The following is a 26,182-nucleotide window of genomic DNA, read 5'->3' on the forward strand; positions in this document are numbered from 1 at the left end:
GCGGGCCGGCCCGCTGATAGGGATCCGGGGGAGATCACCGCGGCGTCGGCTCCAGGGGGACCCTCCAGGTGAAGCAGGTGCCGCGGCGATCGCCGTCCGAGCGGGCCCGCGGTCCGATGACGAAGGTACCGGCATGGCGACGGGCGCGCTCGGCCATGTTCGCCGTGCCCGAGCGGCGCCTCACCGAGGGATCCACTCCCACCCCGTCGTCGCGGCACACCACCTCGACCACCGGCACGCCGTGGAATGGCTCGGCGTTCCCGGAGGCCGGCCCGTCCCCCGCCAGCAGGAGGCTGGAGCCGCCGGGCAGGACGCCCTCGATCTTGACGTCCACCGTCACCGAGGACGCCCTGGCGTGCCGGGCCACGTTGGACAGGCCCTCGCGCACGACCGCCACCATGTCGTCGGCGATATCCGTCTCGACGGCCGCGTCGATGGCCTCGATGAGCTCGTCCTCCTCCTCGCGGCCCGCCTGAGCCAGGCCGCGCCCATCGACCGTGAGGATGAGGGAGGGGGCGAAGCCCAGGGATGTGCGTGCCAGGGACGCCTCGCGCCGCAGACGCTCGACGACGCTCACATCCTCGTCGCGGTCGCGCAGCGAGCGCACGATGGAGCGTATCTGGCGCACCGAGTCATCGATCGCCTCCAGCGAGGACTCCAGCGCCCCGCGCACCGCTACCAGGTCGACGGAGCCATCGGCGTCCTCGGCGCACAGGCGATCGCGGGCCGCGGAGATATGCATCCCGGTGGCGAAGAGCTGCTGGATGGCCAGATCGTGCAGATCGCGTCCGATGCGCGCCCGCTCGTCGAGCAGTGTCGCCATCTCCTCGGCGTGCTGGGCGTCGGCCAGCTCGAAGGCCATCGTCGCCTGTCCCGCCACCAGTTCGGCGATCTCCAGGTCCTGATCGGTGAACGGCGCCGCTCCCTGGGCGCGCAGCAGCAGCATGACCCCCACACCGCGGCCGCGGTGAATCATCGGGGCGTACAGAGCGGGCCCGAAGGACGCCAGCTCCGGCACGAGCAGGTCGTGAGTGCCCCACGCCTCGGCCAGGGAGTCCACCGTCAGGCCGGTCTGATGGGCCAGCGTCGTCAGCGCCCTGCCCTCCGGCGGGAAGAGCGTCCCGATGAGGCCGGCGGAGTGGGCCCCCGCCGCGATCTCGCAGACCCACGTCCGACCGACGCCGGGCAGGACCAGGGCGGCCGTGTCCGCGTGCGCGACCTCTTGGACGCGTCGGGCGATCAGAGTCAGGGCGTCATCCTCCTCGGCGCCCGACAGCAGCAGCGTCGTGAGCTCCTGGGATACGGCCATCCAGCGCTCGCGGTCCCGGGCCTCCCGGTACAGTCGGGCGTTCTCCACGGCGACGGCCGCGGCCTCGGCGAGCGTGAGGACGACGGCCGCGTCCCCGTCGTCGAAGCCGTCATCCTTGTCGCACAGGTACAGGCGCCCGTAGACCCGCCCGCGCGCCCGCAGGGGGGCCGACAGGATCGAGCCCGCGGTCTCCCCCTCGATCCCGCCCGTGAAGGCGGAGGCGCGCGCCAGGTCGTTGTCGATGACGACGCCGTTGCCGGTCGGGCCGATGGCGTGAGCGCCCGACAGCATGGAGTCGAGCTCGTGGGGCGAGGCCGTCGCCCGCGCCGTGGCCAGGGGCGGGGCGCCGGCGGCTCCGAGCACGTCGATGGTGCCCCAGGCCGCTCCGGTGATCGAGCAGGCGGAGTCCATCAGACGACGCAGCGCGTCGGGCATGGTGAGGGATCCGGTCAGCCGCAGGGCCGCGCGGAAGAGCTCCACGGCGCCGCCGTCCAGGCCGACGCCGTGGTCCGGGCGCTCGCGCGTGGAGGCCAGCCGATCGGTGTGGATCGCATAGGCGAGGGAGCCGATGCCCGCGGGATCGTCGGGGCTCGGACCGCTGGGCAGCGCCAGGACCAGGTCGTCGTCCGGCATGCCGGGGAAGACGGCGGGATCGGGTTGCGGATCCGAGTCTGTCATCACAGTCGTCTCACCTGCGCTCCTGCTCGAGGGACCATCGGTAGGACTCGTCCTGAACGCTCAGCCGGGAGTGCGAGCCCCGGCGCACGACGGTGGCCGGCCGACCGGGCTCGGGAGCGTCGAGGACCAGGATCTCGTCGGCGCCGTCCAGGGCGCTCAGTCGATGGGTGACCAGCAGGACGCCTCTCCTCCTCTCGTCGGCGCCGTCGCCGGCGTGCAGCAGATCGGTCACGAGACGGTCGGCGGTGGCGGCGTCCAGGTGCTCGCCGGGCTCGTCCAGCACCATGAGCGGTGCCGGTGCGGCCAGCGCGCGGGCGAGCAGCAGACGACGGCGCTCGCCGCCGGACAGCGTCGTGGCGTTCGAGCCCATGATCGTGTCCAGCCCGTGCGGTAGGTCGGACAGCCACTCGCCCAGGCCCGCCCGCCGGAGCAGGGCGCGGGCCTCCTCGGGGCTCAGAGCGCCGTTGGCCACGCGCAGGTTCTCGAGGACGGTGGTGGCGAAGACGTGGGCGTCCTCCGCGGTCAGAGTGATCCGACTCGCCACGTCCGTCCTCCTCGCCGACCACGGTGGGGCCCCGTCCAGACTCAGCTCGCCGTCCCTGGGCTCCAGAAGGCCGACCAGGGTCGCCAGAAGAGTCGTCTTGCCGACTCCCGACGGCCCGACGACGGCCAGACGATCGCCGGGCGCCAGGTCGAGGTCGATGCCCTCGGCGACGACGGGGCCCTCCGGCCAGCCAACCGCCAGGCCCCGGGCTCGCAGGCGGGGGCCGTCGTCGCCGACTGCCGGCAGCGGTTCCGGATCGGAGGCCCCGGCGCGCGAGGACTCCGCCCGGTCGATGAGGGCGACGATGCGCGTCGCCGCCTCGGCGGAGGCGACCAGCTGGACGCTTGCGGGTCCCAGTGCCGAGGTGACCTCGAAGACGGCCAGCGGCACCAGGGCGATCACGGCGAGCCACACCGGCGCCAGACGGCCGGAGGCCACCGCCGGGATGCCGACCAGTAGGCCGAGCACGACCGCCAGGCCTGTGGCCGTCATGTCGACGGCCGCCGCCAGGGCCGCGGGGCGGGCCGCGCGGTCCCGGGTTGTGGCCAGGCGCGCCTCCAGATCGGCGAGCCCGCTCATGAGACGGGGCAGGCCTCCGGACACGCTCAACTCATCGCCGCTCTCCAGGGCGGTCAGGACGGTGGCGGACACGTCGTTGGCCTGCTGCTGGCGGGCCCTCTCGGCTGCCCGGGCCGCGCGGATCGACACCAGGGGCCCGACGACGCCCGCCAGCAGCAGGCATCCTGCCAGAACCAGCCCGGCCTCGGGCAGGATGAGGCCCACCCCGATGCTGGTGGCGGTGCTGACGCTCGCCGCCACCGCCACCGGAAGGCAGCCGCGCACGATCAGATCGCCCACGGCATCGACGTCGCCGCCCACGCGGGAGAGCAGGTCGCCGCGGCGCAGCTGCGCCACGGCATCGGTCGGCGAAGCGGCCAGGATCTCGTACAGGTGCGTGCGCAGGGCGCTCATGCCGCGCAGCGCGGTGTCGTGAGACAGAAGCCGCTCGCAGTAGCGCAGCACCGAGCGGGAGATCCCGAACAGGCGCACCGCCACGGGCGCCACGCCCAGGGCGACGACGTCGGGGACCTGGGAGGCGCGGGCGATCATCCAGGCCGCGACGATGGACAGCCCGATCGCGCTGCCCAGGCCGAGCGCGCCGGTGGCGACGGAGGCGGCGAAGCGGGTCCGATTGAGATCGAGCAGCCCGACGGCCCGCCGCAGCGCGCGTCGTTCCCTCTGTGACAGGAGGGCCCTCATCGGGCGGGCTCCTCACGGGCGCCGGCTCCGAGCGGCTCCTCGGCGATCGTCTCCGGGAGATCCCGTCCACCCGCGACGAGCTCCGGCGCGGGCCGCGGGACGACCTCGATCACCTCGTCCGCCACTGCCATCAGTGCCCGCCGGTGGGCGATCATCACGACGGTGCGGTGCTGGGAGCGCAGCATGCCGATCCCATCGAGGACGTGCGCCTCACTGGCCGCGTCCAGGTGCGCGGTCGGCTCGTCCAGGACGACGAGAGGGGCGTCCGACATGAGTGCCCGGGTCAGGCTCAGGCGCTGGCGCTGCCCCACGGACAGTCCGACGCCGCCCTGACCGATCCGTGTCCGCCAGCCTCGGGGGAGGGCGCTGATGACCTCGTCGAAGCCCGTGGCGCGGGCGGCGGCGAGCAGCCGAGGCGATTCCCGTCCGAGTCGGGCGTCGTCGATCTCCGAGGCGTGCTCGGGGCCCATCACGTTGGCGAGGACCGTTCCCGGAACGATGACCGGGCGCTGGGGGACCCAGGCGATCTGCGCCCACCAGGTGTGCGGATCGATATCGGACAGGTCCACGACGCCGCCTGCGCCGTTGTCGGAGATGATGCGCACGGCGCCTCGGTCGGGGGGCAGGAGCGCGAGCAGCACCTGGCAGGCCGTCGTCTTGCCCGCGCCCGAGGGACCGGACAGCGCCACGAGACGCCCGGGTCGGATCCTCGCGGTCAGTCCCGCGGGGGCCCAGGCGCCGCGCGCCGCGACGGCCAGGTCCTCGATCTCGATAACGGCCGAGCCGAGATCGGGGGCGGGGATCGTGCCGCGCTCGGGCGGGGGTGCGGCGAGGATCTCGAAGACGGCGTTGGCGGCGGCGACCCCGTTGGCCGAGGCGTGGAAGTGGAGACCGACCCGCCGCAGCGGCTGGTACACCTCCGGCGCGATCATGATGACCAGAAGGGCGGTGGCCAGGTCCATATGACCGAACAGCAGGCGGAAGCCCACCTGCACCGCGATGATCGCCACCGACAGCGTGGTGATGAACTCCAGGACCGCACCGGACAGGAAGGCGATCCTGAGGGTGTGCATGGTGGCGGCGCCGTAGGCCCGTCCCAGCTCGCCGATGCGCTTCGCCGGCCCGGCCTCCCGGCCGAGGGCCTTGAGGGTCGGCAGCCCGGCGAGCAGGTCGAGCACCTGACCGCCCAGGCGCTCCATGGCCTCCAGACGCTCCTCCGAGTGGCGCTGGGTGAGTCGTCCGATGAGGATCATGAAGATGGGGATGAGCGGTATGGTGCACGCCACGGCGACGGCGGAGGGCAGGTCCTCCGCGAGCATGACCAGTCCGGTCAAGGGGGTGACCGTGGCGGCGAGGAGGAGCTGGGGCAGGTACCGGGTGAAGTACGGTTCGAGGTCGTCCAGGCCCCGTGTCAGCAGGGTGGCGGTCCCGGAGCCGTGCTCGGCCGCCCAGCGCGGTCCCAGCGTGGCGGCGTGCTCCAGGACCTGGCGGCGCAGTTCGATGATCGTGCGCGTGGCGGCGCGGTGGGCGAGGAGCTCCTGCGCGTGGAGGACGCCGACGCGCGCCGCCATGGTGAGCGCCAGCAGCCCGATGAGGGGCGCGACCGCGCTGAGCGCAGCATCGGAGGAGATGACGGGCGAGACGGACCTCGAGATGAGAACGGCCTGCGCGACGACGAGCAGGGCCGTCGTACCGCCGGCCAGGGCGGTGACGACGATGTAGCGCCGGGCGGCGTGCGCGTAACGCATGAGCCGGGGGTCCAAAGGCTTCACCGCTCCAGAATAGTAGTCCTAGGACTGTGGTCCTGAAACTGGTTCTTCGTGTTGTGAGGGTGGGGTGTGTGCGGGTTGTGCGGGGCTTTTCTCGTCGGGTCTCGGGGCGCTGGTTGGCGGTTCCGGGGCGGGCGCGGGCCTCGGGCCTGCGTCGTCCTGCTGACGGGGCCTCGCTCGCCGTCGTGCCCGCGGAGGGTGCCGGCCCGCGCACTGCGCTTCGTCGCCGTGCGCCATCGGCCCTGCGCGGTCGTACGCGACTCCGCGCGGTCGTACGCAATCCAGCGCGGTCGTACTCCTGACGCTCCCGGTCGTACGCAACTCCGCGCGGTCGTACCTTAGAGCCCCTCTAAGGTACGACCGCGCGTCCCGGGGTACGACCGCGCGCTCCGGGGTACGACCGCGCGTCCCCGGGTACGACCGTGCGCTCCGGGGTACGACCGCGCGCTCCGGGGTACGACCGCGCAGGGCCCCGAGGCACCGAACCGCCGGCACCCGCCCACCCCGACCACGCCCTCATACACGAAGGGCCCTGAAACTCCTCGGTTCCGGTACAGCCGTCGCGCATGGACGGGTGGCCGTCCGCAGCGTCCGCGGGACGACCGCATGGCCCGCGCGGGAGCACTCGGGCGGAGCCGGTCGGGCGGTCGGCCCGGGTGCTCGGCATCAGTATCCGATGACGGCCTCGGGCTGAGCGGAGTCGCGCACCCTCGTCGGGTGCAGCCCGCCCTCATGCGGGTCGATCGCCTCGGCACTGATGCGCTTGGAGAAGACCCTGTATCCCCAGATCGTGTAGAAGAGCACGACCGGGACGAAGACGACGGCGGCGACGGTCATGATGAGGAGGGTCGTGTCCGCGCTCGCGGCCTGCTGGATCGTCAGGGAGTAGGCGGCGTCGATCGATGATCGCATGACATCGGGGGTCATGGCCGCGAAGATGAAGACGACGGCGAGGGCGATGCCGACGAAGTGCAGGGCGAAGGCCCAGCCGATCCGGTCCTGCCGAGCGAGGCCCAGTGAGCCGATCAGCGCCAGTGCGGCGATGACCAGTGGGATCCAGGCCAGTGCGTTGGAGGAGTGGGCGAGCTGCGCCCACAGCGCCCACACGGCGGTGACGGCCGCGGATGCGATCGAGGAGCGCTTGGCGAGGCGGAGGGCTCTCTCGGAGAGGGGGCCCACGGTCTTGAGCGCGATGTAGAGCGCTCCGTGCGTCAGGAACAGCAGGCAGGTGACCGCCCCGCCCAGGAGCGTGAAGGGCGTGAGCAGGCTGAGGAAGCCGCCGGTGATCTGGTGCGAGGCTCCGTGGATCAGGACGTCGGTGGGGACCTCGCTCGCGGGCACGGGCGCGCCCGAGGCCGTGTCGATGACCTCGATCCTCATGCCCTGGACGAGATTGGCGAAGGCCGCGCCCCACAGGATCGAGGGGATCCAGGCGCTGATCGTGTGCGCCCAGTCCCAGCGGTCGCGCCAGGCCTGGTCATTGATCTTCTCCCGCCACTCGATTGCGCAGATACGCACGATGAGGCACAGGAGAATGAGGAGGAGGACGAGGTACGCGCCCGAGAAGAGAGTGCCGTACCACTCCGGGAAGGCGGCGAAGGTGGCGCCGCCGGCCGTCAATAGCCAGACCTCGTTGCCGTCCCAGTGGGGGCCGATGGTGCCGAGCATGGCTCGGCGCTCCCTCTCGTCGCGACCGAGGATCCTCAGCAGCATGCCGACGCCGAAGTCGAAGCCCTCGAGGGTGAGATAGCCGATCCACAGGACGGCGATGAGGACGAACCAGAGGATGGACAGCGGTGTCATGGTGTGCTCTCTTCCGGTTCAGTACTCGAAGGACAGGAGGGGGGAGGCGGTGCTGCTCGTCGCGGCCGTTCTGACGCGCTCGACGGAGGCCGCGGTCTGAGTGCGCACGCCCTCGCGGACGTAGCGGCGCACCAGCACGAACCAGACGACACCGAGAGCCGCGTACAGGAGCGTGAAGAGGGCCATGGAGGCGAGCACCGTGCCGGAGGAGACGACGGTGGACACGCCGCTGCTGGTGAGCATGAACACCTGGGAGACGGGGTCGGCCAGGTTGGGGACGACGACCCACGGCTGACGGCCGATCTCGGTGAAGATCCAGCCGAAGGTCGAGGCGAGGAAGGGCAGCGGCAGGGTCCACAGGGCGATCCGACCCAGCCGCGGGCTGGTGATGAGGCGGTCCCCGCGGGTCAGCCACAGCCCGAGGGCGCCGATGAGCAGGGACAGCATGCCGAGCCCGATCATGAGGCGGAACGACCAGAAGGTCGTCATGACGTCGGGCGTGTAGTCGACACCGGCGCCGTATCGCTCCTCGTACATGGCCTGCGCGTCGGCCAGGCCCGTGACCTTCGCGTTCGGGTCGTTGGTCGCCAGGAAGGAGTAGACGTAGGGCGCGGAGCCGATGCGGGTGACTCCGCCGTCGCAGTCGCCGAAGGCGGCCACGGTGAAGCCGGCGCCGGACTCAGTGGCGCACAGGGCCTCGGCGGCGGCCATCTTGGCGGGCTGCTCCTGGGCGACGAGCTGTCCCTGGGCGTGCCCGCTGCCGGCGGTGAGCAGGCCGGCGACGACGACGGTGATCGCGCCGAAGCGGGTGAGACGGCGCCAGAGCTCACGGGCCTCGTAGTCCTGGCCGGCTCGGGCGGCCTTGACCATCCACCACACGGAGACGCCGAAGACGATCGTCCCGGCGACGAGGAAGGAGGTGGCGATGACGTGGAGGATGGTCGTCCACAGGATGTGGTTGCCCAGGACCGCGAGGAAGCCGCCGATGCCGTCGAGCTCGGCCCGGCCGGTCGTCCTGTTGACGACGGCGCCCACGGGATGCTGCATCCAGGAGTTGGCGGCGAGGATGAAGAAGGCGGAGACATTCGTGCCCAGGGCGACCATCCACATGCACAGGTTGTGCAGCTTGGGGGACAGGCGGTCCCAACCGAAGATCCACAGGCCGAGGAAGGTCGATTCCATGAAGAAGGCGAGGAGGGCCTCGAAGGCCAGCGGCGCGCCGAAGATGTTGCCGACGTAGCGGGAGTACTCGGACCAGTTCATGCCGAACTGGAACTCCTGCACGATGCCGGTGGCCACGCCGAGGGCGAAGTTGATCAGCAGGATCTTGCCGAAGAACGTCGTGGCGACGCGCCACTGCTCGTTGCCGGTGCGCAGGTAGGCGGTCTCCATGAGCGCCACGAGCGGGGACAGCCCGATCGTGAGCGGAACGAGGATGAAGTGGTAGACGGTCGTGATGCCGAACTGCCATCGAGCCAGATCGAGGGAGTCCAACGCCATCGGTGCGAGCACCATCAGCGCCACCTTTCAGGATGAACGATGAGAGCAATAAGTGAATCCTCCGCACCCTTTGCGGAGTTATAGGAGCAGTATAAGGCACGTGACGACGGCTTGTCACGAATGCGGGAATTCTAGGGCAGTCTTGGTGCGGCGGCTGCATGACGTCCCCGGGGAGTGAGCCAGTTCCCGGGCGGGCCGGTCCGTCCCGCGGCGCTCGGTGTGGAATACTGTCGTCGGCTTCGAGCGCTACGTACCGGCACCCGGGGCCCGAGCCTCAGTGGTCGAGACCGCCCTGGAGAAGTGCGCCGCACGACGCGCCGCCGCACTCCCGGACCGTGCGAGTCCCTCCGCGGGCAGGCGCCGCAAGGCGAGAACACAGACTTTTCCGCTCCCTCGTCGGGAGCACGACTGCGTCCCAGCGCCGTGGGTACGGTGGAGGCTGGGGCATCCGGAGAGTGCACCGCACCGTGTCCACATCGAAGTCCGCATCGAGCTCATCGCCCGCTCCCGATCGCGCCCCCCGTAGGCCCGGGACGCCCGTCGTTCCTGCTGCTGGGGAGGCTCCTGCCGCCGAGGCGTCCAGGACTCCGACCCGTCGGCGTCGTAAGGCGACCGCCGCGGCCACGGCTCCGGCGCAGGCCCCCGCCGCGGAGCAGCCGGTTCTCGCCCCGCCCGCGGACCATGACGCCGACCGTGCCGGTGGCGGGGCGCCCGCACGGATCCGGCCGTCCGACGAGGGCGGTCCCGACCGGGCGTCCGACGCGGCGGAGACCTCGGCCGTCGACGGGGCCGAGGGGGACCGGAGCTCCGAGGGCTCTGGGGGCTCTGAGGGCGCTGAAGACACTGGCGATGAGGGCGCCGCGGCGGCCGCCGAGGGTGGCGAGGCCGCTGAGGAGGCCGGCGGCGCCGATACCGTCGCCGCGCAGTCGGGTGCGTCCGAACAGGCGCCGTACCTCCCTGCCGCCTCCCTGCTCTTCCAGGCCCCGGATCCCGCACGGGCTCGCCGTCGGCGTCGTAAGGCGACCGCCGCGGCCACGGCTCCGGCGCAGGCCCCCGCCGCGGAGCAGCCCGCGCCGGTGACCGCCGGGGGTCCCGACGACGAGACCGCTTCGAGCGCACCGGACTCCGGCGGCACGGCCCCGACCGCGCCGCGAGCGGGGGGCCGACGACGCCGGAGGGCCACGGCCGGCCAAGCCGCTCCCGAGCACGCCGAGGCGCCGGACGGCGCCTCGGCGGACTCCCAGGAGTCCACCGGTCGGGAGGGTGCCGGGAACGACTCCCGGGCCGATGAGCAGGACGGCGCGGGTCGCCGTCGGCGACGTCGCGGAGGCCGTGGCCGTCGTGCGCGCTCCCGCACCGAGGAACGTCAGGAGACCGAGGGGACGGGGAGGGCCGAGAAGGCCGACTCCCGGGCCCCGGCGGGTGATGGCTCCGGGGATGCCCCGGGCTCCGCCGAGGAGGAGGCGGCCCCGCCCCGCCGTCGCCGTCGTCGCTCGCGTTCCCGCGCCCGTTCCGACGCCGGGCGGGACCCGCGTGACGAGGTGACCGCTCTCAAGGGCTCGACCCGCTTGGAGGCCAAGCGGCAGCGCCGCCGTGAGGGACGCGCGGCCGGACGCCGCCGCCCCATTGTCACCGAGGCGGAGTTCCTGGCCCGCCGCGAGAGCGTGGATCGTCAGATGATCGTGCGCGAGCAGGACGGTCTCAATCAGATCGCCCTGCTCGAGGACGGGCTGCTCGTCGAGCACTACGTCGCTCGTCACACGCAGACCTCCATGGTCGGCAATGTCTACGTGGGTCGGGTTCAGAACGTGCTGCCCTCCATGGAGGCCGCCTTCGTGGACCTGGGCAAGGGGCGCAATGCCGTGCTGTACGCCGGCGAGGTCAACTGGGACGCCGCGGGGATGGAGGGCAAGCCGCGTCGCATCGAGGACGCGCTCTCCAGCGGCGACACGGTCCTCGTGCAGGTCACCAAGGACCCCATCGGGCACAAAGGCGCACGACTGACCAGTCAGATCACTCTGGCGGGCCGCTATCTCGTGCTCGTCCCGGGCGGCACGATGACCGGTATCTCCCGCAAGCTGCCCGACACCGAGCGCGTGCGCCTGAAGAAGATCCTCAAGCGCATCGTCCCCGATGACGCCGGAGTCATCGTGCGCACCGCCGCCGAGGGCGCCAGCGAGGACCAGCTCGCAGCCGACGTCAACCGCCTCCTCACCCAGTGGCGGGCCATCGACAAGAAGGCGTCCTCCGTCTTCAGGGGCTCCAGCAAGGCCCCCGTCCTGCTCAAGGGCGAACCGGAGCTGGCCGTGCGCGTCGTGCGCGACGTCTTCAATGAGGACTTCCGGCGCCTGGTCGTCCAGGGCTCCGGCGCCTGGAAGACGATCAGCCAGTACGTCGGCGAGCTGAGCCCCGATCTGGAGGATCGCCTTGAGCACTGGGTGAGCCCTGAGGACGTCTTCTCCGCCCACCGGGTCGACGAGCAGCTCGCCAAGGGCTTCGATCGGAAGGTCTGGCTGCCCAGTGGGGGCACGCTCGTCATCGACCGCACCGAGGCCATGACGGTCATCGACGTCAACACCGGACGCTTCACCGGCGGCGCCGGCGGCACCCTTGAGGAGACGGTGACGCGTAACAACCTCGAGGCGGCCGAGGAGATCGTCCGGCAGCTGAGGCTGCGCGACATCGGCGGCATGGTGGTCATCGACTTCGTGGACATGGTCCTGGAGTCCAACCGCGACCTCGTCCTGCGCCGCCTGGTCGAGTGCCTCGGACGCGACCGCACCCGTCACCAGGTCACCGAGGTGACCTCTCTCGGCCTGGTTCAGATGACCCGCAAGCGCGTGGGGCAGGGACTGGTGGAGGCGTTCTCCACGCCGTGCGAGTGCTGCGGGGGTCGCGGATTCATCGTCCACGACAACCCGGTCGAGAATCAGACCGCGGATGGGCCCGCCCCCTCCCGGAGGGGCTCGGGATCGGGCCGCCGCGGTCGCAGGAATCGCGAGGAATCCGCACCCGCGCGTTCGTCCTCGCGCTCCAGCGGTTCCTCGGAGGCCTCCAGTGAGCCCGATGCGCCCGTGCACGATGACGCGGCGCGTGCCGCCGTGCGCGGCGCGCTCGCTCAGATCGCCGCTGCGGCGGAGCATGCCCACGAGCACGCCGACATCGATCAGGCCTGATGGGAGCCGCGGTGGCCCCGCCGGCTGTGCGCGAAGGCTCGTGCCCAAGAACACAGGTTCGTGTGCCGACGCCGGGTTGGTCGAGCGCCGCGGATCGCCTACAGTGGTTCGCCGGTGCGTCTTGCGCCCTGCCAAGTGGATCGTTCTCCGGCGGTGGAAATCGATGTTTCCCCGGATGCGATCCGAAGATTTTCGACAGAGATGAGCATTCAAGTGGTCTACGCGATCGTCAAGGCCGGCGGCCGTCAGGAGAAGGTCTCTGTCGGCGACGTCGTGGTTGTCGACAAGCTCGCCGGCGAGATCGGTGACGAGGTCTCCCTCGCCCCCGTTATGCTGGTGGATGGCGGTAAGGTGACCACTGCCGCTGCCGATCTCGCCGCATCCTCCGTCACCGCGGAGATCGTCGGCGAGGAGAGGGGCCCCAAGATCAATATCCTCAAGTTCAAGAACAAGACGGGCTTTCGCAAGCGTCAGGGTCACCGCTCTCGGCTCACGGCCGTCAAGGTCACCGCGATCAAGTGAACGTCCCGCGGCGTTCTCGGGCGCCGGCGGTCCCAAGCGCCGGTGCTGATGAGAGCGTCCGACTGAAGAGAAAGAAGCCTCACCATGGCACACAAGAAGGGTCTTGGCTCCTCTCGCAACGGCCGTGACTCGAATGCGCAGCGTCTGGGCGTCAAGCGCTTCGGCGGTCAGTTCGTCAAGGCCGGCGAGATCATCGTCCGTCAGCGCGGAACCCATTTCCACCCCGGCAACAATGTGGGTCGCGGAAATGACGACACCCTGTTCGCCACTGCTGCCGGCAACGTTCAGTTCGGCACCCACCGCGACCGCAGGGTTGTCAACGTCGTGCTTCCCGAGGCCTGAGTCTCCATACCACCAATCGGTGCCGCGAGGGCGAACGGCTTTCCGCCGTCCGCCCTCGCGGCATATGGCCCCGCGCGCCTCGCCTCCCGCTCAGAGCCCTCCAGGAGAACCCATGCCCAGCTTCATCGATCGAGTGGTCCTCCATGCGGCCGGTGGCGACGGCGGCCACGGCTGCACCTCGATCCGCCGCGAGAAGTACAAGCCCCTGGCCGGACCCGACGGCGGCGATGGCGGTCACGGCGGCGACGTCGTGCTCGTCGTGGATCCGCGGGTCACTACTCTGCTGACCTATCACCGCTCCCCCCACAGATCCGCGGGCAACGGCGCACCCGGCATGGGCGGATGGCGCCGTGGCGCCGACGGCGAGAGCCTGGTGCTGCCCGTTCCCGAGGGGACCGTCGTCAAGGACGCCGATGGACACGTCGTCGCCGATCTCGTCGGTGCGGGCACGAGGGTCGTCGTGGCCGAGGGCGGCACCGGGGGGCGGGGCAACTTCTCCCTGGCGTCCTCCAGGCGTCGGGCCCCGGGCTTCCATCTGCTGGGCGAGCCCGGGCAGACTCGTGATGTCGTCCTGGAGCTCAAGACCGTCGCCGATGTCGCCCTCATCGGCTACCCGAGTGCCGGCAAGTCCTCCCTCATCGCCGCGCTGAGCGCGGCCAGACCCAGGATCGCCGACTACCCCTTCACCACACTGGTGCCGAACCTGGGCGTCGTCGAGGCCGGGGAGACCCGCTACACGATCGCCGACGTGCCTGGCCTCATCCCGGGTGCCAGCCGGGGGAAGGGCCTCGGCCTGGAGTTCCTGCGCCACATCGAGCGCTGCGCGGTCATCGTCCACGTCGTGGACTGCGCGACGCTCGAGCCCGGTCGTGACCCGCTGTCCGACCTGGACACCATCGAGACCGAGCTGGCCGCCTACGCGGCCCGCCTCGACCAGGGGGAGGACGATCCCGTCCCGCACGGCCGCGTGCCGCTCATGGAGCGTCCGCGCGTCGTGGTCCTGAACAAGATCGACGTTCCCGAGGCCGCTGAGCTCGCCGACTTCGTGCGCTCCGACGTCGCGTCCCGGGGTCTGCCCGTCTTCGAGGTCTCCGCCATCGCCCGCACGGGACTGCGGGCCCTGTCCTTCGCGCTGGCCGAGCTCGTGGCGCGGGCGCGAGCCGGAGACGACACCGCTTCGAGCTCCTCGGTCGCCGGCGCCGAGGCGGAGCGGCCCGTCATCCGCCCGGCGGCCGTCGGCCGCCGCGACAAGAAGCCCCTGGCCACGGTGCGTCTCATCCGTCACCCGCGCGAGGGGGAGATCTACCAGGTTCGCGGCGACAAGCCCGAGCGCTGGGTGCGGCAGACCGACTTCGCGAACGACGAGGCCGTCGGTTACCTGGCCGACCGTCTGGCCGCCGGTGGCGTGGAGGACGAGCTGGTCGCCGCCGGCGCGCACGCCGGGGCCCCCGTTCTCATCGGGTCGGTCGACGGCGGAGTCCTGTTCACCTGGGAGCCGGCCATGACGACCGGGATCGAGCTCCTCGGAGCCCGAGGAACCGACGCGCGCATGGAGGATCGCCACCGACGCACCAATGCCGAGCGCCGTGCTCACTACCATGAGCTCATGGATGCCAAGGAGGCCGCTCGTCAGGAGCTGCGCGACGAGGCCGCCGAGGGCATCTGGACGGATGCGGCCGGCTGGTCGGACGAGGACGGGGCATGAGGACGACGGGTTCCCGGCCGACGCGCCTGGACGATGGGGCGCGTGTCGTGCTCAAGGTCGGCTCGTCCTCCCTCACTCGCTCCGACGGGGGCCTCGACCTCAACCGCATCGACATCATCGCGGGCCTGGTCGCCGGGATGCGACGTCGCGGCCACGACGTGGTCCTGGTGTCGTCCGGGGCGGTGGCCGCGGGACTGGTCCCCCTGGGAATGGTCGAGCGCCCCGGCGAGCTGCGCCTGCTGCAGGCGGCGGCCTCCGTGGGGCAGGGGCGCCTCGTGTCCCGGTGGCAGACCGCGATGAGCGCCTACGGCGTGGTGACCGCTCAGGTGCTGCTCACCGCTCAGGACGTCGCCGTGCGCAGCCACTACCGGACTGTGCGCGCCACCTTCGACGCCCTGCTGTCGATGGGGGCGGTGCCCATCGTCAACGAGAACGACGCCGTGGCGACCGCCGAGTTCAACCTCGGGGACAACGATCGCCTGGCCGCGCTCGTGGCCCATCTGGTCACCGCCGATGCGCTCGTGCTGCTCACCGACGTCGACGGCCTGTGGACCGCCAGGCCGGGCACGCCCGGGGCCGGTCCCGTGCGCTACGTCGAGACGCCGGAGCAGCTCGGCGCAGTCGATGTCACCGGCCGGGGCGGCTCGCTCGGCACGGGCGGGATGCGCACGAAGATCCAGGCGGCGACGATCGCCTGCGCCTCCGGGATCGCCACGATCATCGCCGCGGCCGACGACGCCCCGCGTCTCCTGGAACGGTCGGAGCTGCCCGTCGATCTGGGCACCTGGCTCGCGCCGACGGGACCGCATCGTCCCAGCCGGCGGCTGTGGATGGCGCATGCTTCCATTCCCGAGGGCCGCGTCGTGGTCGATGCCGGCGCGCAGCGGGCGATCACCGTCGGCAAGAAGTCTCTTCTCCTACCGGGTGTGACCGGTGTCAATGGGGAGTTCGAGTCCGGGGCCGTCGTGGAGGTCGTGGGGCCGGCGGGCGTCGTGGCCCGGGGCATCTGCCGCTACGCCTCCGCCGAGCTCGACGAGGTCCTGCAGGCGCGCAAGGAGGGGACCGCCGATGCGCTCGACCACGTCGCCCCCGTGATCCATCGGGACGACCTGGCCGAGCTGCCGCGCACCGCGGGCGCCTGAGGCCGGCGCTGCCTCCTCTGCGACCTCCTCAGGTTCTCGTCGGAGTCAAGCCCCTGCTCGGACAACGAGGAGCTGGGTGCGCATCGACGTCAGCCTTGCGATCGTGCGGCGAAGACTCGGACTGCGTTCCTGTGCTTTGACAACGTCCCAGCGTTTGAGGGCGAACTCGTTGAGACGGATCACATAGAGCGGTCCAGGCGCACCGTCGGCGCGAGTCATGTCGTCACGTATTCGACGTGAACGGGATGACCGGCACAGGTGGAGCAGCTCCCGTTTGGCGTGACGCAGTTGGTCCGGGGCTCGGGGGACCTTTTGCGCGGGCACCTTGAAGTGATCGGAGAAGTTCTCGGCGTCCGCCAGCAGCCAGGCTTCCGTCATCGAGCACGCGAAACGCAGTTCGAATCCGCCGTCGTGCGGACGCGAACCGATAAGGGCCATGCGGAGTTCAACCGGACACTGGTTATCAGAATCCCTGAACACAATCCAAGGGTTATGGATCTTCGTTCGGGAGAGTCTGGGCAGAAGACTGTCGAGGTTGGCGACTCCCCGCTTGACGAGGCAGGGGCGCGAAAGCGCGAGGCCGGCGCTTTCGAGCAGGGCCCGGGCCATCCCCGTGTCCGACTCCCCCTCCACGGCGACCGAGACGTAAGGATCGTCCGTCACCGATGACTCCTCGCGGCCCGAAGCAGACCTGTGAGATCGTCAGGGGCGATGAGGCCGTCGACGACATCCGAGACGGCCAGCTCCAGACCGAGGTCGTCCACCGCTTCTGGCAACGAGGAGAGAAGATCCGCGCGCGAGCCGTCATCCGTCACCCGCAGGACGAGTATCTCATTCGGGCTGATCCCCTCGTCGTCGAGGATCTCGGGGGCGTGGGTCGACAGGATGATCTGGAGATCCGAGGAGCGCCGCGCCTGCGCGAGCACCGAGGGCAGGATCTTCACGATCGCGTTGTTGAGGGAGAGCTCGGGCTCCTCCAGCAGCAGGATCCCCGGGTTCGCCGGTGTCCTGATGATGGCCCACAGCAGGCCGATGAGCCGCAGAGTGCCGTCGGAGAAGTCGACCTCGTTCTGTCTCGAAGGGGTGGACCGCCAGTTCTTGTAGCCGGCGACCAGGTGCGGTCTGCCGGCGGCGTCCGTCTCAATGGTCAGGGACTCGAATCCGGGCACCGCCGCGCGCAGGGCCTGCTGCATGCGCCTGAGCCAGGCATCACGAGTTCGGGGCGCGGTCGCGTTCATCTGGGCGATGAAATCGCTCCCGAAGGGGTCGTCTCCGGCGGTGACGGCGCGCGAGGGGTCGCGGATGATCTGAGGGACGAGGTGGAAGTACTGGACTCGATCGAAGTAGTCGGCGACGGAGCGGAACCTCTGATTGGACGCGATCTGCTCGAGGTGCGTCTGGGTCAGAAGGGCCTCATCCATCAGATCCCGGTCATCGGGGCGCCTGAGCAGCTCCGTGCCGTTCCTCATGACCAGCTCCTCGTGGACGACGGGACGGTTTCGGCCCTTCCCCTCGCCCTTGACGGAGAGCCTGTACCGCCATGAGTCGTCGCCATCCCGCAGTGTCACGTCGATGACGAGGCGCCCTCCGGCATTGTTCCGCGAGAACAGACTGCGGACCTTCTTCAGACCTCCTCGACGGTCGATGGCGGAGGCGAGTCCGCCTCCCCGCCCGGCGATGTCGGCCAGGAAGCGGAAGATGTCGAGGAGGTTGGACTTGCCCGCCGCGTTCGGGCCCACGACGAACAGGCGCTCGCCGACGTCGAACTCCACGTTCTTGAAGTTCCGCCAGTTGCTCGCCTCCAGGTGCGTGACTCTCATGGGCGATACCTGTTCCTCCCGCTCGCTCCCCGATTGGGGGAATCCTATGGCGAATGCATCGGCGGGCGCACCAGTCACCCAAGCAGGGGCGAGGGCGCTCAACTGCGGGTGGTGGTGGTGTCGACCCACGGCGAGCGATGCGGTTGCTCAAGCCATGGGCGGAACAGCCGAGCGCCCTCGCGCGAAGCATCATACCGCGTCCTTCTAGATCGCGGTACCCGACGAATACGGTCGTCATCAATACGACGCCGCGAATCCCGCCCATCGTGCTCGCAATCATGGGGAAAGGTTCCCATGATGCCGATTGCGCACGTATGGTGCTGCAATGAGCGCCACCTCCAGCAGCACCTACCAGCAGGATGCGACCGACCTGGTCGCGCGCACGGCCCGAGCCGCTCGCAGTGCCCAGCGCTCCGTGGTCGGAGCGCGCCGTGAGGTCAAGGATGCCGGGCTGCACGCCATGGCCGATCATCTTGTCGGATCCGCGCGGGAGATCCTGGTGGCGAACGCGGCCGATGCGGACCGCGCTCGCACGTCGGGCATGGCCGACGGACTCATCGATCGCTTGACCCTGACGCGCCGAAGAATCGGAGCCATCGCCGATTCCCTGCGCGAGATCGCGGGCCTGCCCGACCCGGTCGGCGAGATCATCGACGGGCGGACCCTCCCCAACGGGTTGCGGGTGCGCCGCGTACGGGTTCCCGTGGGCGTGGTCGGCATGATCTACGAGGCCCGTCCCAACGTCACCGTCGACGTGGCCGCCCTGACCCTGAAATCCGGCAATGCCGTCGTGCTGCGCGGTGGCAGTGCCGCCGAGCGGTCCAACGCGACCATCGTGGGCGTCCTGCGCGGCGCTCTGGAATCCGCCGGCCTGCCCGCCGACCTGGTGACGACCATCGATACCGCGGGAAGGCAGGGGGCCACGGAACTCATGCGGGCCCGCGGCCTCATCGACGTGCTCGTCCCGCGCGGTGGAGCCGGACTCATCAGGGCGGTCGTGGAGCAGTCCTCGGTGCCCGTCATCGAGACCGGCTCGGGCAACTGCCACGTCTACGTCGATGCCAGTGCCGATCTCGAGTCCGCGGTCCCCCTCATCGTCAACGCCAAGACTCAGCGCGTGGGCGTGTGCAACGCCGCTGAGACGCTTCTGGTGCACCGCGACATCGCCGACCGTCTTCTACCGGCCGTGGCCGCGGCTCTGTGGGACAGGGACGTCGTCCTTCACGCGGACGAGGCCGCCGAGGCGGCGCTGCGGGAGCCGGCCGCGCGGGCCGGGCGCGGGCGTTCGCTGATGCCCGCCACCGATGAGGACTGGGCGACCGAGTACGGCAGCCCCGACCTGGCCGTGCGCGTCGTCGCCGACCTGGAGGAGGCTGTCGCTCACATCTCGCAATGGTCCACAGGGCACACCGAGGCGATTCTCACCCGGGACATCGCCGCCATGAATCGCTTCACCGGGGCGGTCGACTCGGCCGTCGTCATGGTCAACGCCTCGACCCGATTCACCGACGGCGGTCAGCTGGGCCTGGGCGCCGAGCTCGGTATTTCCACCCAGAAGCTCCATGCCCGTGGCCCCATGGGGCTGGCCGCCCTCACGACGACTCAGTGGATCGTTCAGGGGAACGGGCATGTACGTCCGGACTGACGGCCCCGGTCGTGACCGTCGCGGGGCCGTTCAGGCCGCCGGGATCGGCTAGAGGCGAGATCCCGCGATGGCCTCGGCCGTGACCGTGCCGCCGTCGCGGCCGATGATCTGGCCGTGGAGACCCGCGAGTCTCCTTCGCGCGGCGTCCCGAGATCGTGCGGGGGAGGGGACCGGGGCGGGTGCGGATCGGACGGGGCGACACCGATCACGCTTGCGTGCGCGGCGGGCGTGGCACGAGCCACGCCGCGCCTCGTCCATGGCAGTATGGACGCGTCTGCGTGCACACGGCTCGCAGCGACCGAAGGAGCAGCAGTGCCGAAGAGCGACAGGGGGACGGCGCCGATGAGTGACGTCTCGCGCCAGCTGCGCATCGGCATCATGGGCGGAACCTTCGACCCGATTCATCACGGGCACCTCGTCGCGGCCTCCGAGGTTCAGTACGCCTTCGGGCTCGATGAGGTCGTCTTCATGCCGACCTGGAATCAGCCCTTCAAGAGGAATCGTCGTGTCACCCCGGCGGAGCACCGTTACCTCATGACGGTCATCGCCACCGCCCCGAATCCGCATTTCACCGTTTCCAGAGTGGATATTGATCGCGGTGGCACGACGTACACGATCGACACGCTCCACGACGTTATCGCCGAGTACCCCGGTGCCGAACTCTATTTCATCACCGGAGCAGATGCCTTGGCGCAGATCCTGACGTGGAAGGACAATGAGAAGATCTTCGACCTGGCTCACCTGGTCGGAGTCACCCGTCCCGGGCATGTCCTCACGGATACCGGGCTGCCCGAGGATACTGTGTCTCTCGTGGAAGTACCCGCGATGACGATCTCGTCCACGGACTGCCGCAGTCGGGTCGCCCATGGCATTCCCGTCTGGTATCTCGTACCCGACGGCGTCGTCCAGTACATCCGCAAGTACGGTCTTTACCGTACGGTTGAGCGTTCGGCATCGACGACGTCGATGACCGCTCGCGTCGCACGGGAGCAGTCCCTGAGGAAGGAGAACGACGGTGAGTGATCCCACCGACGTCAACCAGAGCCAGTCCGACGCCGCAGATGACGACGCCGGCACTCGCCGCAGCCGTCGGGCGATGCGGCAGGCCGAACGCGCTGCCGAGCGCGAGGCCATCCTGACCGGACAGCAGCCTCTTCTGACGCGACGGGAGCTCAAGCGCCTGCGCCAGGAGGCCGCGGCGCTGCGTGCGGCCGTCGCCGCGGGGGAGATCACCCCCGAGCAGGCCAGGGCGTTGCAGGATCCGCTGGCCGAGCAGCCCGAGATCGAGACCCCCAGCCTGGAGGCCACGGGGAGCCACGCCGCGTCCCATGAGGGACGGGCGGCGCAGGCCGATAATGAGCCCACCGCGTTCGGCACCGCGTCCCGCGGCGAGAGCCTGCCCGATGCGTCGTTGCAGGGGCAGTACGCGCCGGGGGAGTCCACGGTCCCCGCCTCCTCGTTCGATGAGGCGGGGGCGGCGCGTGTTCTGCAGATCCCCGAGCACCCCCCGGCGAGCAGGACCTCCGAGGCCGAAGCATGGACATCGTCCGCGCATGATGACGAGGCCGGGACGAGAGGCGCCGGCGCAACGGCCTTCCCCGGAGTCCCGTCCACGGGGGATGACTCGATGAGCCCCGTCGCGGCGCCGGCGCATCGCACGGACGGAACGGGTGGAGATGAGTCGGGCTCGTGGCAGACGTACTCGCGTGCGTCCGAGCCCCCGACGCCGATGGCAGCGCCACCGGTCCCCGGGAGCGCTCCAGGGCCCGTGATCGGACAGGGCGGGGACTCGAATGCTCCGGGTGCGGCCGCGTCTTTCGCGTCGTCGGGGGCCGGGGTCGTATCCGGGCCGGAGGCCTCCGCGGAGCCCTTCGCCGAGCCGGTGCCGCAGGTTGCCAACACCTCGCTGTCCGATGACGACATCGAAGACATCTCCGCCCAGCCGACCGGGGTCATGAACGCTGTCGATGCGTCGGCGCTGTCGCCCCTTCCATTGGCTCCGGCAACGGATGAGCCGGCCGGCATGCCGGAGCGGCGCTCTCTCTTCAATCGCGATACCCCGGCGCCCGGCGCCGAGACGGGGCCCGGCGAGCTCGCCCCCTCCGGTGCTGACGGGTACGAGGGGTACGCACCGGGCGCGGCGGCCCCGACCTCCTCGGGTGCTGACGGGTACGAGGGGTACGCACCGGGTGGATCCGCGGAAGTCGAGGGGCTGCCCGAATGGGACTCGCAGGCCGCCGGTGGACCGCCCCGTCGCCCCACCGTGAGGATTCCCAACGCTGCTCAGGGCGTGCGCACGGTCGACACCAATACCGGTGAGCTCAGCGACGTCCGTCCTGTCGATGAGGAGTTCGACGGCATCGACAACCCGCAGTGGCGCATCCTGCGGCCCGAGGCCGCTCGGCCCGATGCGCCGTCCGATGAGCCCGAGGCGCCGGTTGCCGAGGAGCCCGCATCCGCGCCGCCCTTCACCCCCTACGAGCCGATGCCCGAGGCCGCGGTTCGCGAGCCGCAGCCCCCCGAGCCGCAGTTCCCCGAGCCGACTGCGACGGCGCCCGCCGACTCGGGCGCGGGATGGAGCGCACCTGCTCCGACGTCATCTCCGATGAGCCCGGTCTCCGAGCCGCCGAAGACGTCGAGGATGGGCAAGATACTGCTCATCGTGCTGATCGTCGTCGTCGTCGCGCTCGTGATCCTCACCGTGGTGTGGTTCTTCCTCAACCGCGGGAGCGACAGCTCCGCGAGCGCTCTTGGCTCCGTTCCCACCTGGACCTCATTGATAGGCTGATGCGGAGTCCATCGCCTACTCCCAAGGAGTCCCGTGCCCGCCACTGATCACGCCGTCGCCCTGACCCGTGTCGCCGCCCGCGCCGCCGCAGAGAAGAAGGCGGAGGGCATCATGGCGATCGACGTCTCCGAGCGGCTCGCCCTGACCGACGTCTTCCTCATCCTCTCGGGTGATAACGACCGTCAGGTGCGAGCGATCGTCGATGCGATCGATGAGGCCATGCTCAAGGCCGGAACCAGGCGCAGGTCGCGGGAGGGCTTCGAGGACTCCCGTTGGGTGCTCATCGACTACTCCGACATCGTCGTTCACGTCCAGCAGTCCGAGGATCGCGAGTACTACGCCTTGGAGCGTCTGTGGAAGGACTGCCCTGTCATCGAGCTGCCCGAGGATGTGCCGGCTCCGGCCGATGTCGCGAGTTGAGGAGGGCCTGTTTCTCATGACGCGACTGGTCTTGTGGCGGCACGGTCTGACCGATTACAACGTGGCGGGCAGGATCCAGGGACGAGTCGATATCCCGCTCAACGATGCCGGGCTCGCTCAGGCCTCGGCGGTGGCGCCGGCCATCGCGGCCATGGAGCCGACCGCGATCGTGTCATCGCCTCTCGGCCGCGCCCGGCAGACCGCCGACGTGCTGTCCGCCGCAGTCGGTGTGGACGTGCGTGTCGACGACGCCCTCATGGAGCGGTCCTTCGGCATGTGGGAGGGACTGGAGCGCCTCCGGATCGAGAGGACGTGGCCCGATCAGTTCGCGGTGTGGCGGGCCGGGGGGGATCCCGAGGGAGTCGGGGTCGAGACGCGCGGCGACACCGCCACCCGGGTCGGCGTTGCGATGGAGGACATAGCCGCGGAGGCGGGCGAGGCCACCGTCGTCGTCGTCGCGCACGGAGCGGCCATCACCCTGGGCGTCACTCGTCTTCTGGACCTCGATCCCTCCGCGTGGTTCGGACTGCGCGGTCTGGACAACTGCCATTACGCGGTGCTGAGCAGCGCGGAACGATCCCCGGGCTGGAGGATCGTGCACTGGAACCGTGGTGAGGGCTGGGCGGCCCCCGCCGCGAGTGCGGCGCTCGGCGGGTTCCTGTCCTGAACCGGTACGCGGGCGGGGCGGGCGATGGCACCAGTAGGTGAGGTACCACACGCGGCATGGATTTGCCCGTAGGGGTGTGAAGTCCATACAGTTATCCGCGTCGCCCGCCGGGCGGCGCCCGGTGACGGGGCTATGGCGCAGTTGGTAGCGCGCTTCCATGGCATGGAAGAGGTCGGGGGTTCGAATCCCCCTAGCTCCACGATTCGCACTGCGGCATTGATCGTGCGGTACGGATGCCTGTTCATGGGGCTATGGCGCAGTTGGTAGCGCGCTTCCACTTCGTGGAAGAGACGGGGGTTCGATTCCTTCTAGCTCCACGGTTCACGCTCGACGGTCATCGAGTCGAGGGATCCGCGGGGTCATGGCGCAGTTGGTAGCGCGCTTCCATGGCATGGAAGAGGTCGGGGGCTCGAATCCCCCTGGCTCCGCATTGGTTGAGAGGATAGCGGCGAGCCCGTTCCTCAGGTGCACGAGATGCACATGCCGTTATTCCCGCGTAGAGGAGAACCATGTCCGGCAGCACCGCTCCCACCGCACCGGGTGTCCGTGAACTCACGATACGGGGCGTCGTCATCGGTGGCCTCATCACCCTGGTGTTCACCGCCGCCAACGTCTATCTGGGATTGAAGGTCGGCCTCACCTTCGCCACCTCGATCCCGGCCGCGGTCATCTCCATGGCGATCCTGCGCAACTTCCGGGACCATTCCGTGGTGGAGAACAACATCGTTCAGACCATCGCCTCGGCGGCGGGCACCCTGTCCGCCATCATCTTCGTGCTGCCCGGCCTGGTCATGATCGGCTGGTGGACCGGCTTCCCCTACTGGCAGACCGCGCTTGTGACAGCGCTGGGCGGCGTGCTGGGCGTCATGTACTCCATCCCTCTGCGCCGGGCTCTCGTCACCGGATCCGATCTGCCCTTCCCGGAAGGCGTGGCCGCGGCGGAGGTGCTGCGCGTCGGAGACAGTGCCGAGGGCGCGCAGGAGAACAGGCGCGGTCTGATGGTCATCATCGTGGGCAGCCTGCTGTCGGCCGGGTTCTCCCTGCTGGCGGCGATGAAGGTTGTGGCCGGCAACATCGAGCGGGCCTTCCGCGTCGGTTCCGGTGGCAGCATGGTCAGCGCCGGCCTGTCTCTGGCCCTGATCGGCGTGGGCCACCTCGTCGGCATCACAGTCGGCATCGCCATGATCGTCGGACTGGTCATCTCCTTCGGCGTCATGCTGCCGTTGCGGACAGCCGGCCGGATTCCCGCCGGTGACGACCTCGGCGAGGCCGTGTCGACGATCTTCAGCTCCGACGTGCGCTTCGTCGGAGCCGGGGCCATGGCGATCGCGGCCGTCTGGACACTCGTCAAGATCGCCCTGCCCATCGGTCGGGGCATCAAGGAGGCCTTGGCCTCCACCCGCGCCCGTGAGAGTGGGGCGGAGGTCCCCGTCGTCGAACGCGACCTGTCCGTGCGCGTGGTCGTCGGGGTGACGCTGGCCTCGATGCTGCCCATCGGACTCCTCTTGTGGCTCTTCGTGCGGAACACGCCCATCGCTCACCACGCGGCCGGCATGGTGGTGGTCAGTATTCTCTTCGTGCTGCTGATCGGCCTGGCCGTCGCGGGCGTGTGCGGTTACATGGCGGGCCTGATCGGCGCCTCCAACAGTCCCATCTCCGGGGTCGGCATCCTTATCGCCATCACTGCCGCCCTGCTCATCAAGGTGGTTCACGGAGCCCAGACGCCGGGGCAGGGCGATGCGCTGATCGCCTACACCCTGTTCACCGCCGCGGTCGTGTTCGGAGTGGCCACCATCTCCAATGACAACCTGCAGGATCTCAAGACCGGTCAGCTCGTCGAGGCCACCCCGTGGAAGCAGCAGGTCGCACTTGTCATCGGGGTCGTCTTCGGCTCGCTGATCATTCCGCCGGTGCTGCAGCTGCTCAATACCAGCTTCGGCTTCGCCGGTGCGCCCGGGGCCACCAGTAACGCCCTGGCCGCGCCCCAGGCGGCTCTGCTGTCCTCCCTGGCCAAGGGCGTGTTCGGCGGTGATCTGGACTGGGGACTTCTGGGCCTGGGTATCGCGATCGGCGTGGCCGTGGTCGTCGTCGACGAACTGCTCGGCCGGGCGACGGGGGGCGGGAGGCGCCTGCCGCCGCTGGCGGTGGGCATGGGGATGTACCTTCCGATGAGCCTGACGCTCATCATTCCCGTCGGGGCGTTGGCGGGCCTGATCTACGACCGGTGGGCGGAGGGAACCGCCGATCCGGAGGGCACCAAGCGGCTGAGCACTCTTGCCGCGACCGGGCTGATCGTGGGCGAGAGCCTGTTCGGCGTGGTTCTGGCGGGCATCGTCGCGGCCACGGGGGAGGACGAGCCCCTCGCCGTCGTCGGGCCCGGGTTCACGACCGCCTCCGAGATCATCGGAACCCTGCTGTTCGCGGGCACGGTTCTCGGGCTGTACCTGTGGGTCAAGAGGCGGTCGATCGGGGCGATGAGCGCCCACGGCACGGCCTGAGGCACCGAATGCCGCTGGGACGGGATGCGGTGACCCGCGTCAGGGCCGCGGTCGGGCGGATGCCCGGGTCGTCAGATCGTCCGCCAGGCGGCTCGCGACATCGCTCGCGGCATCGAGGAAGCCGACGAGCATCGACACCTGCTCGTCGGACCAGTCCGAGATGAGGCCGACCAGCTCCTCATCGGTTCGCGCGTAGACGTCGGTCAGGCGGCTCACCCCCGCGGTGTGGATGCGCACCGAGCGCCGGTCCGCCGCATCGGGCCTGCGCTCGACCCATCCTCCTCTCTCCAACCGCCTGAGAACCCCCGTCATCGTGGCCAGATGGGTGCGGGTGCGGCGAGCGAGCTCGGTGGGAGTGAGCGGCCCCTCCCGATGGAGCACATCGAGGACGGTGAGGTCCGCGTCCTTGATGCCGAGGACTGCGCCGACGGCGCGATTGGTCATGGACAGGACGCTGTTGAGCCGGCGCAGGGCCAGGACCGTTCGCAACCGCGGCGAATCAGGTACGGCAATCATGACGCTCCGTTTCTATAAGCGGTGTATCGTATGAGAATCATAGTAGATGGTCGGTGGTCCGGAAGACGCGTCGGGCGA

The 26,182-nt window shown here is 70.1% G+C and carries 19 protein-coding genes and 3 tRNA genes; 14 read left to right on the plus strand and 8 right to left on the minus strand.

What is annotated here, in order from left to right:
• Window positions 1–34 precede the first annotated feature (34 nt).
• From G448_RS0103765 to G448_RS0103785, 5 genes are all read right to left on the minus strand, one after another.
• Window positions 35–1,987, minus strand: coding sequence for a GAF domain-containing sensor histidine kinase (locus G448_RS0103765; RefSeq protein WP_051268602.1), 1,953 nt, complete (start codon window positions 1,985–1,987; stop codon window positions 35–37).
• Window positions 1,988–1,997: 10 nt separating this feature from the next.
• Window positions 1,998–3,791 carry a thiol reductant ABC exporter subunit CydC gene (gene cydC, locus G448_RS0103770; RefSeq protein ID WP_026406902.1) on the minus strand — a complete coding sequence of 598 codons (1,794 nt, stop codon included), beginning with the start codon at window positions 3,789–3,791 and terminating at the stop codon, window positions 1,998–2,000.
• The gene (cydD, locus tag G448_RS14990; RefSeq protein WP_211227952.1) at window positions 3,788–5,563 is read right to left on the minus strand and encodes a thiol reductant ABC exporter subunit CydD; all 1,776 of its coding nucleotides are present in this window, start codon (window positions 5,561–5,563) and stop codon (window positions 3,788–3,790) included. The genes cydC and cydD overlap by 4 nt, the downstream gene beginning before the upstream one ends.
• A gap of 663 nt (window positions 5,564–6,226) precedes the next feature.
• Window positions 6,227–7,363, minus strand: coding sequence for a cytochrome d ubiquinol oxidase subunit II (cydB, locus tag G448_RS0103780; protein WP_026406903.1), 1,137 nt, complete (start codon window positions 7,361–7,363; stop codon window positions 6,227–6,229).
• Window positions 7,364–7,381: 18 nt separating this feature from the next.
• The gene (locus G448_RS0103785) at window positions 7,382–8,878 is read right to left on the minus strand and encodes a cytochrome ubiquinol oxidase subunit I (RefSeq protein ID WP_026406904.1); all 1,497 of its coding nucleotides are present in this window, start codon (window positions 8,876–8,878) and stop codon (window positions 7,382–7,384) included.
• A gap of 452 nt (window positions 8,879–9,330) precedes the next feature.
• Here G448_RS0103785 and G448_RS0103790 point away from each other — a divergent pair, with 452 nt between their 5' ends.
• From G448_RS0103790 to proB, 5 genes are all read left to right on the plus strand, one after another.
• A complete protein-coding gene (locus G448_RS0103790; RefSeq protein ID WP_156910909.1) occupies window positions 9,331–12,039 on the plus strand; it encodes an Rne/Rng family ribonuclease in 2,709 nt (902 codons plus the stop codon).
• A 201-nt stretch (window positions 12,040–12,240) separates the two neighbouring features.
• The gene (rplU, locus tag G448_RS0103795) at window positions 12,241–12,561 is read left to right on the plus strand and encodes a 50S ribosomal protein L21 (RefSeq protein WP_034494236.1); all 321 of its coding nucleotides are present in this window, start codon (window positions 12,241–12,243) and stop codon (window positions 12,559–12,561) included.
• 84 nt (window positions 12,562–12,645) lie between these two features.
• Window positions 12,646–12,903 carry a 50S ribosomal protein L27 gene (gene rpmA / locus G448_RS0103800; RefSeq protein ID WP_026406907.1) on the plus strand — a complete coding sequence of 86 codons (258 nt, stop codon included), beginning with the start codon at window positions 12,646–12,648 and terminating at the stop codon, window positions 12,901–12,903.
• Between the two features lie 112 nt (window positions 12,904–13,015).
• Complete coding sequence (gene obgE / locus G448_RS0103805) at window positions 13,016–14,608, plus strand: GTPase ObgE (protein WP_026406908.1); 1,593 nt, start codon at window positions 13,016–13,018, stop codon at window positions 14,606–14,608.
• Complete coding sequence (gene proB / locus G448_RS0103810; protein WP_026406909.1) at window positions 14,605–15,750, plus strand: glutamate 5-kinase; 1,146 nt, start codon at window positions 14,605–14,607, stop codon at window positions 15,748–15,750. Before obgE ends, proB begins: the two co-directional genes overlap by 4 nt.
• Before the next feature lie 45 nt (window positions 15,751–15,795).
• On the opposite strand, the gene G448_RS0103815 is transcribed toward proB, so the two are convergent.
• Both G448_RS0103815 and G448_RS0103820 read right to left on the minus strand, forming a co-directional pair.
• Window positions 15,796–16,413, minus strand: a complete 618-nt coding sequence (locus G448_RS0103815; protein ID WP_026406910.1) for a hypothetical protein — start codon at window positions 16,411–16,413, stop codon at window positions 15,796–15,798.
• Window positions 16,410–17,570 carry an AAA family ATPase gene (locus tag G448_RS0103820; RefSeq protein WP_026406911.1) on the minus strand — a complete coding sequence of 387 codons (1,161 nt, stop codon included), beginning with the start codon at window positions 17,568–17,570 and terminating at the stop codon, window positions 16,410–16,412. Before G448_RS0103820 ends, G448_RS0103815 begins: the two co-directional genes overlap by 4 nt.
• Window positions 17,571–17,895: 325 nt before the next feature.
• On the opposite strand from G448_RS0103820, the gene G448_RS0103825 reads away from it, so the two are divergent.
• The 9 genes from G448_RS0103825 (at window position 17,896) to G448_RS0103865 (ending at window position 25,588) form a co-directional block, all read left to right on the plus strand.
• Window positions 17,896–19,215 (plus strand): glutamate-5-semialdehyde dehydrogenase, encoded by a 1,320-nt coding sequence (locus G448_RS0103825; RefSeq protein WP_026406912.1) that lies wholly within the window; start codon window positions 17,896–17,898, stop codon window positions 19,213–19,215.
• Between the two features lie 342 nt (window positions 19,216–19,557).
• Window positions 19,558–20,238 carry a nicotinate-nucleotide adenylyltransferase gene (gene nadD, locus G448_RS0103830; RefSeq protein WP_026406913.1) on the plus strand — a complete coding sequence of 227 codons (681 nt, stop codon included), beginning with the start codon at window positions 19,558–19,560 and terminating at the stop codon, window positions 20,236–20,238.
• Complete coding sequence (locus G448_RS0103835; RefSeq protein WP_026406914.1) at window positions 20,231–22,003, plus strand: hypothetical protein; 1,773 nt, start codon at window positions 20,231–20,233, stop codon at window positions 22,001–22,003. Before nadD ends, G448_RS0103835 begins: the two co-directional genes overlap by 8 nt.
• Before the next feature lie 33 nt (window positions 22,004–22,036).
• The gene (rsfS, locus tag G448_RS0103840) at window positions 22,037–22,423 is read left to right on the plus strand and encodes a ribosome silencing factor (RefSeq protein WP_026406915.1); all 387 of its coding nucleotides are present in this window, start codon (window positions 22,037–22,039) and stop codon (window positions 22,421–22,423) included.
• A gap of 16 nt (window positions 22,424–22,439) precedes the next feature.
• The gene (locus G448_RS0103845) at window positions 22,440–23,090 is read left to right on the plus strand and encodes a histidine phosphatase family protein (RefSeq protein WP_026406916.1); all 651 of its coding nucleotides are present in this window, start codon (window positions 22,440–22,442) and stop codon (window positions 23,088–23,090) included.
• Between the two features lie 126 nt (window positions 23,091–23,216).
• Window positions 23,217–23,289, plus strand: a tRNA-Ala gene (locus G448_RS0103850).
• Window positions 23,290–23,335: 46 nt separating this feature from the next.
• Window positions 23,336–23,407: transfer RNA gene (locus G448_RS0103855), tRNA-Glu, on the plus strand.
• A 38-nt stretch (window positions 23,408–23,445) separates the two neighbouring features.
• A tRNA-Ala gene (locus G448_RS0103860) sits at window positions 23,446–23,518 on the plus strand.
• 81 nt (window positions 23,519–23,599) lie between these two features.
• Entirely contained in the window at window positions 23,600–25,588 is a 1,989-nt protein-coding gene (locus tag G448_RS0103865; RefSeq protein ID WP_026406917.1) for an OPT family oligopeptide transporter, read from the plus strand.
• Between the two features lie 39 nt (window positions 25,589–25,627).
• Here G448_RS0103865 and G448_RS0103870 read toward each other — a convergent pair whose 3' ends face one another.
• Window positions 25,628–26,104, minus strand: coding sequence for a MarR family winged helix-turn-helix transcriptional regulator (locus tag G448_RS0103870; protein WP_051268603.1), 477 nt, complete (start codon window positions 26,102–26,104; stop codon window positions 25,628–25,630).
• Window positions 26,105–26,182: the final 78 nt, after the last annotated feature.

The sequence above is a fragment of the Actinomyces gerencseriae DSM 6844 genome, assembly GCF_000429265.1.
GTDB lineage: Bacteria > Actinomycetota > Actinomycetes > Actinomycetales > Actinomycetaceae > Actinomyces > Actinomyces gerencseriae.

What these genes read in the sequence shown, in the direction of transcription:
- G448_RS0103765 (WP_051268602.1), bottom strand. Translation starts at nt 1,987, where the DNA reads ATGACAGACTCGGATCCGCAACCCGATCCCGCCGTCTTCCCCGGCATG.
- cydC (WP_026406902.1), bottom strand. Translation starts at nt 3,791, where the DNA reads ATGAGGGCCCTCCTGTCACAGAGGGAACGACGCGCGCTGCGGCGGGCC.
- cydB (WP_026406903.1), bottom strand. Translation starts at nt 7,363, where the DNA reads ATGACACCGCTGTCCATCCTCTGGTTCGTCCTCATCGCCGTCCTGTGG.
- G448_RS0103785 (WP_026406904.1), bottom strand. Translation starts at nt 8,878, where the DNA reads ATGGTGCTCGCACCGATGGCGTTGGACTCCCTCGATCTGGCTCGATGG.
- rplU (WP_034494236.1), top strand. Translation starts at nt 12,241, where the DNA reads ATGAGCATTCAAGTGGTCTACGCGATCGTCAAGGCCGGCGGCCGTCAG.
- rpmA (WP_026406907.1), top strand. Translation starts at nt 12,646, where the DNA reads ATGGCACACAAGAAGGGTCTTGGCTCCTCTCGCAACGGCCGTGACTCG.
- obgE (WP_026406908.1), top strand. Translation starts at nt 13,016, where the DNA reads ATGCCCAGCTTCATCGATCGAGTGGTCCTCCATGCGGCCGGTGGCGAC.
- proB (WP_026406909.1), top strand. Translation starts at nt 14,605, where the DNA reads ATGAGGACGACGGGTTCCCGGCCGACGCGCCTGGACGATGGGGCGCGT.
- G448_RS0103820 (WP_026406911.1), bottom strand. Translation starts at nt 17,570, where the DNA reads ATGAGAGTCACGCACCTGGAGGCGAGCAACTGGCGGAACTTCAAGAAC.
- G448_RS0103825 (WP_026406912.1), top strand. Translation starts at nt 17,896, where the DNA reads ATGAGCGCCACCTCCAGCAGCACCTACCAGCAGGATGCGACCGACCTG.
- nadD (WP_026406913.1), top strand. Translation starts at nt 19,558, where the DNA reads ATGAGTGACGTCTCGCGCCAGCTGCGCATCGGCATCATGGGCGGAACC.
- G448_RS0103845 (WP_026406916.1), top strand. Translation starts at nt 22,440, where the DNA reads ATGACGCGACTGGTCTTGTGGCGGCACGGTCTGACCGATTACAACGTG.
- G448_RS0103865 (WP_026406917.1), top strand. Translation starts at nt 23,600, where the DNA reads ATGTCCGGCAGCACCGCTCCCACCGCACCGGGTGTCCGTGAACTCACG.
- G448_RS0103870 (WP_051268603.1), bottom strand. Translation starts at nt 26,104, where the DNA reads ATGATTGCCGTACCTGATTCGCCGCGGTTGCGAACGGTCCTGGCCCTG.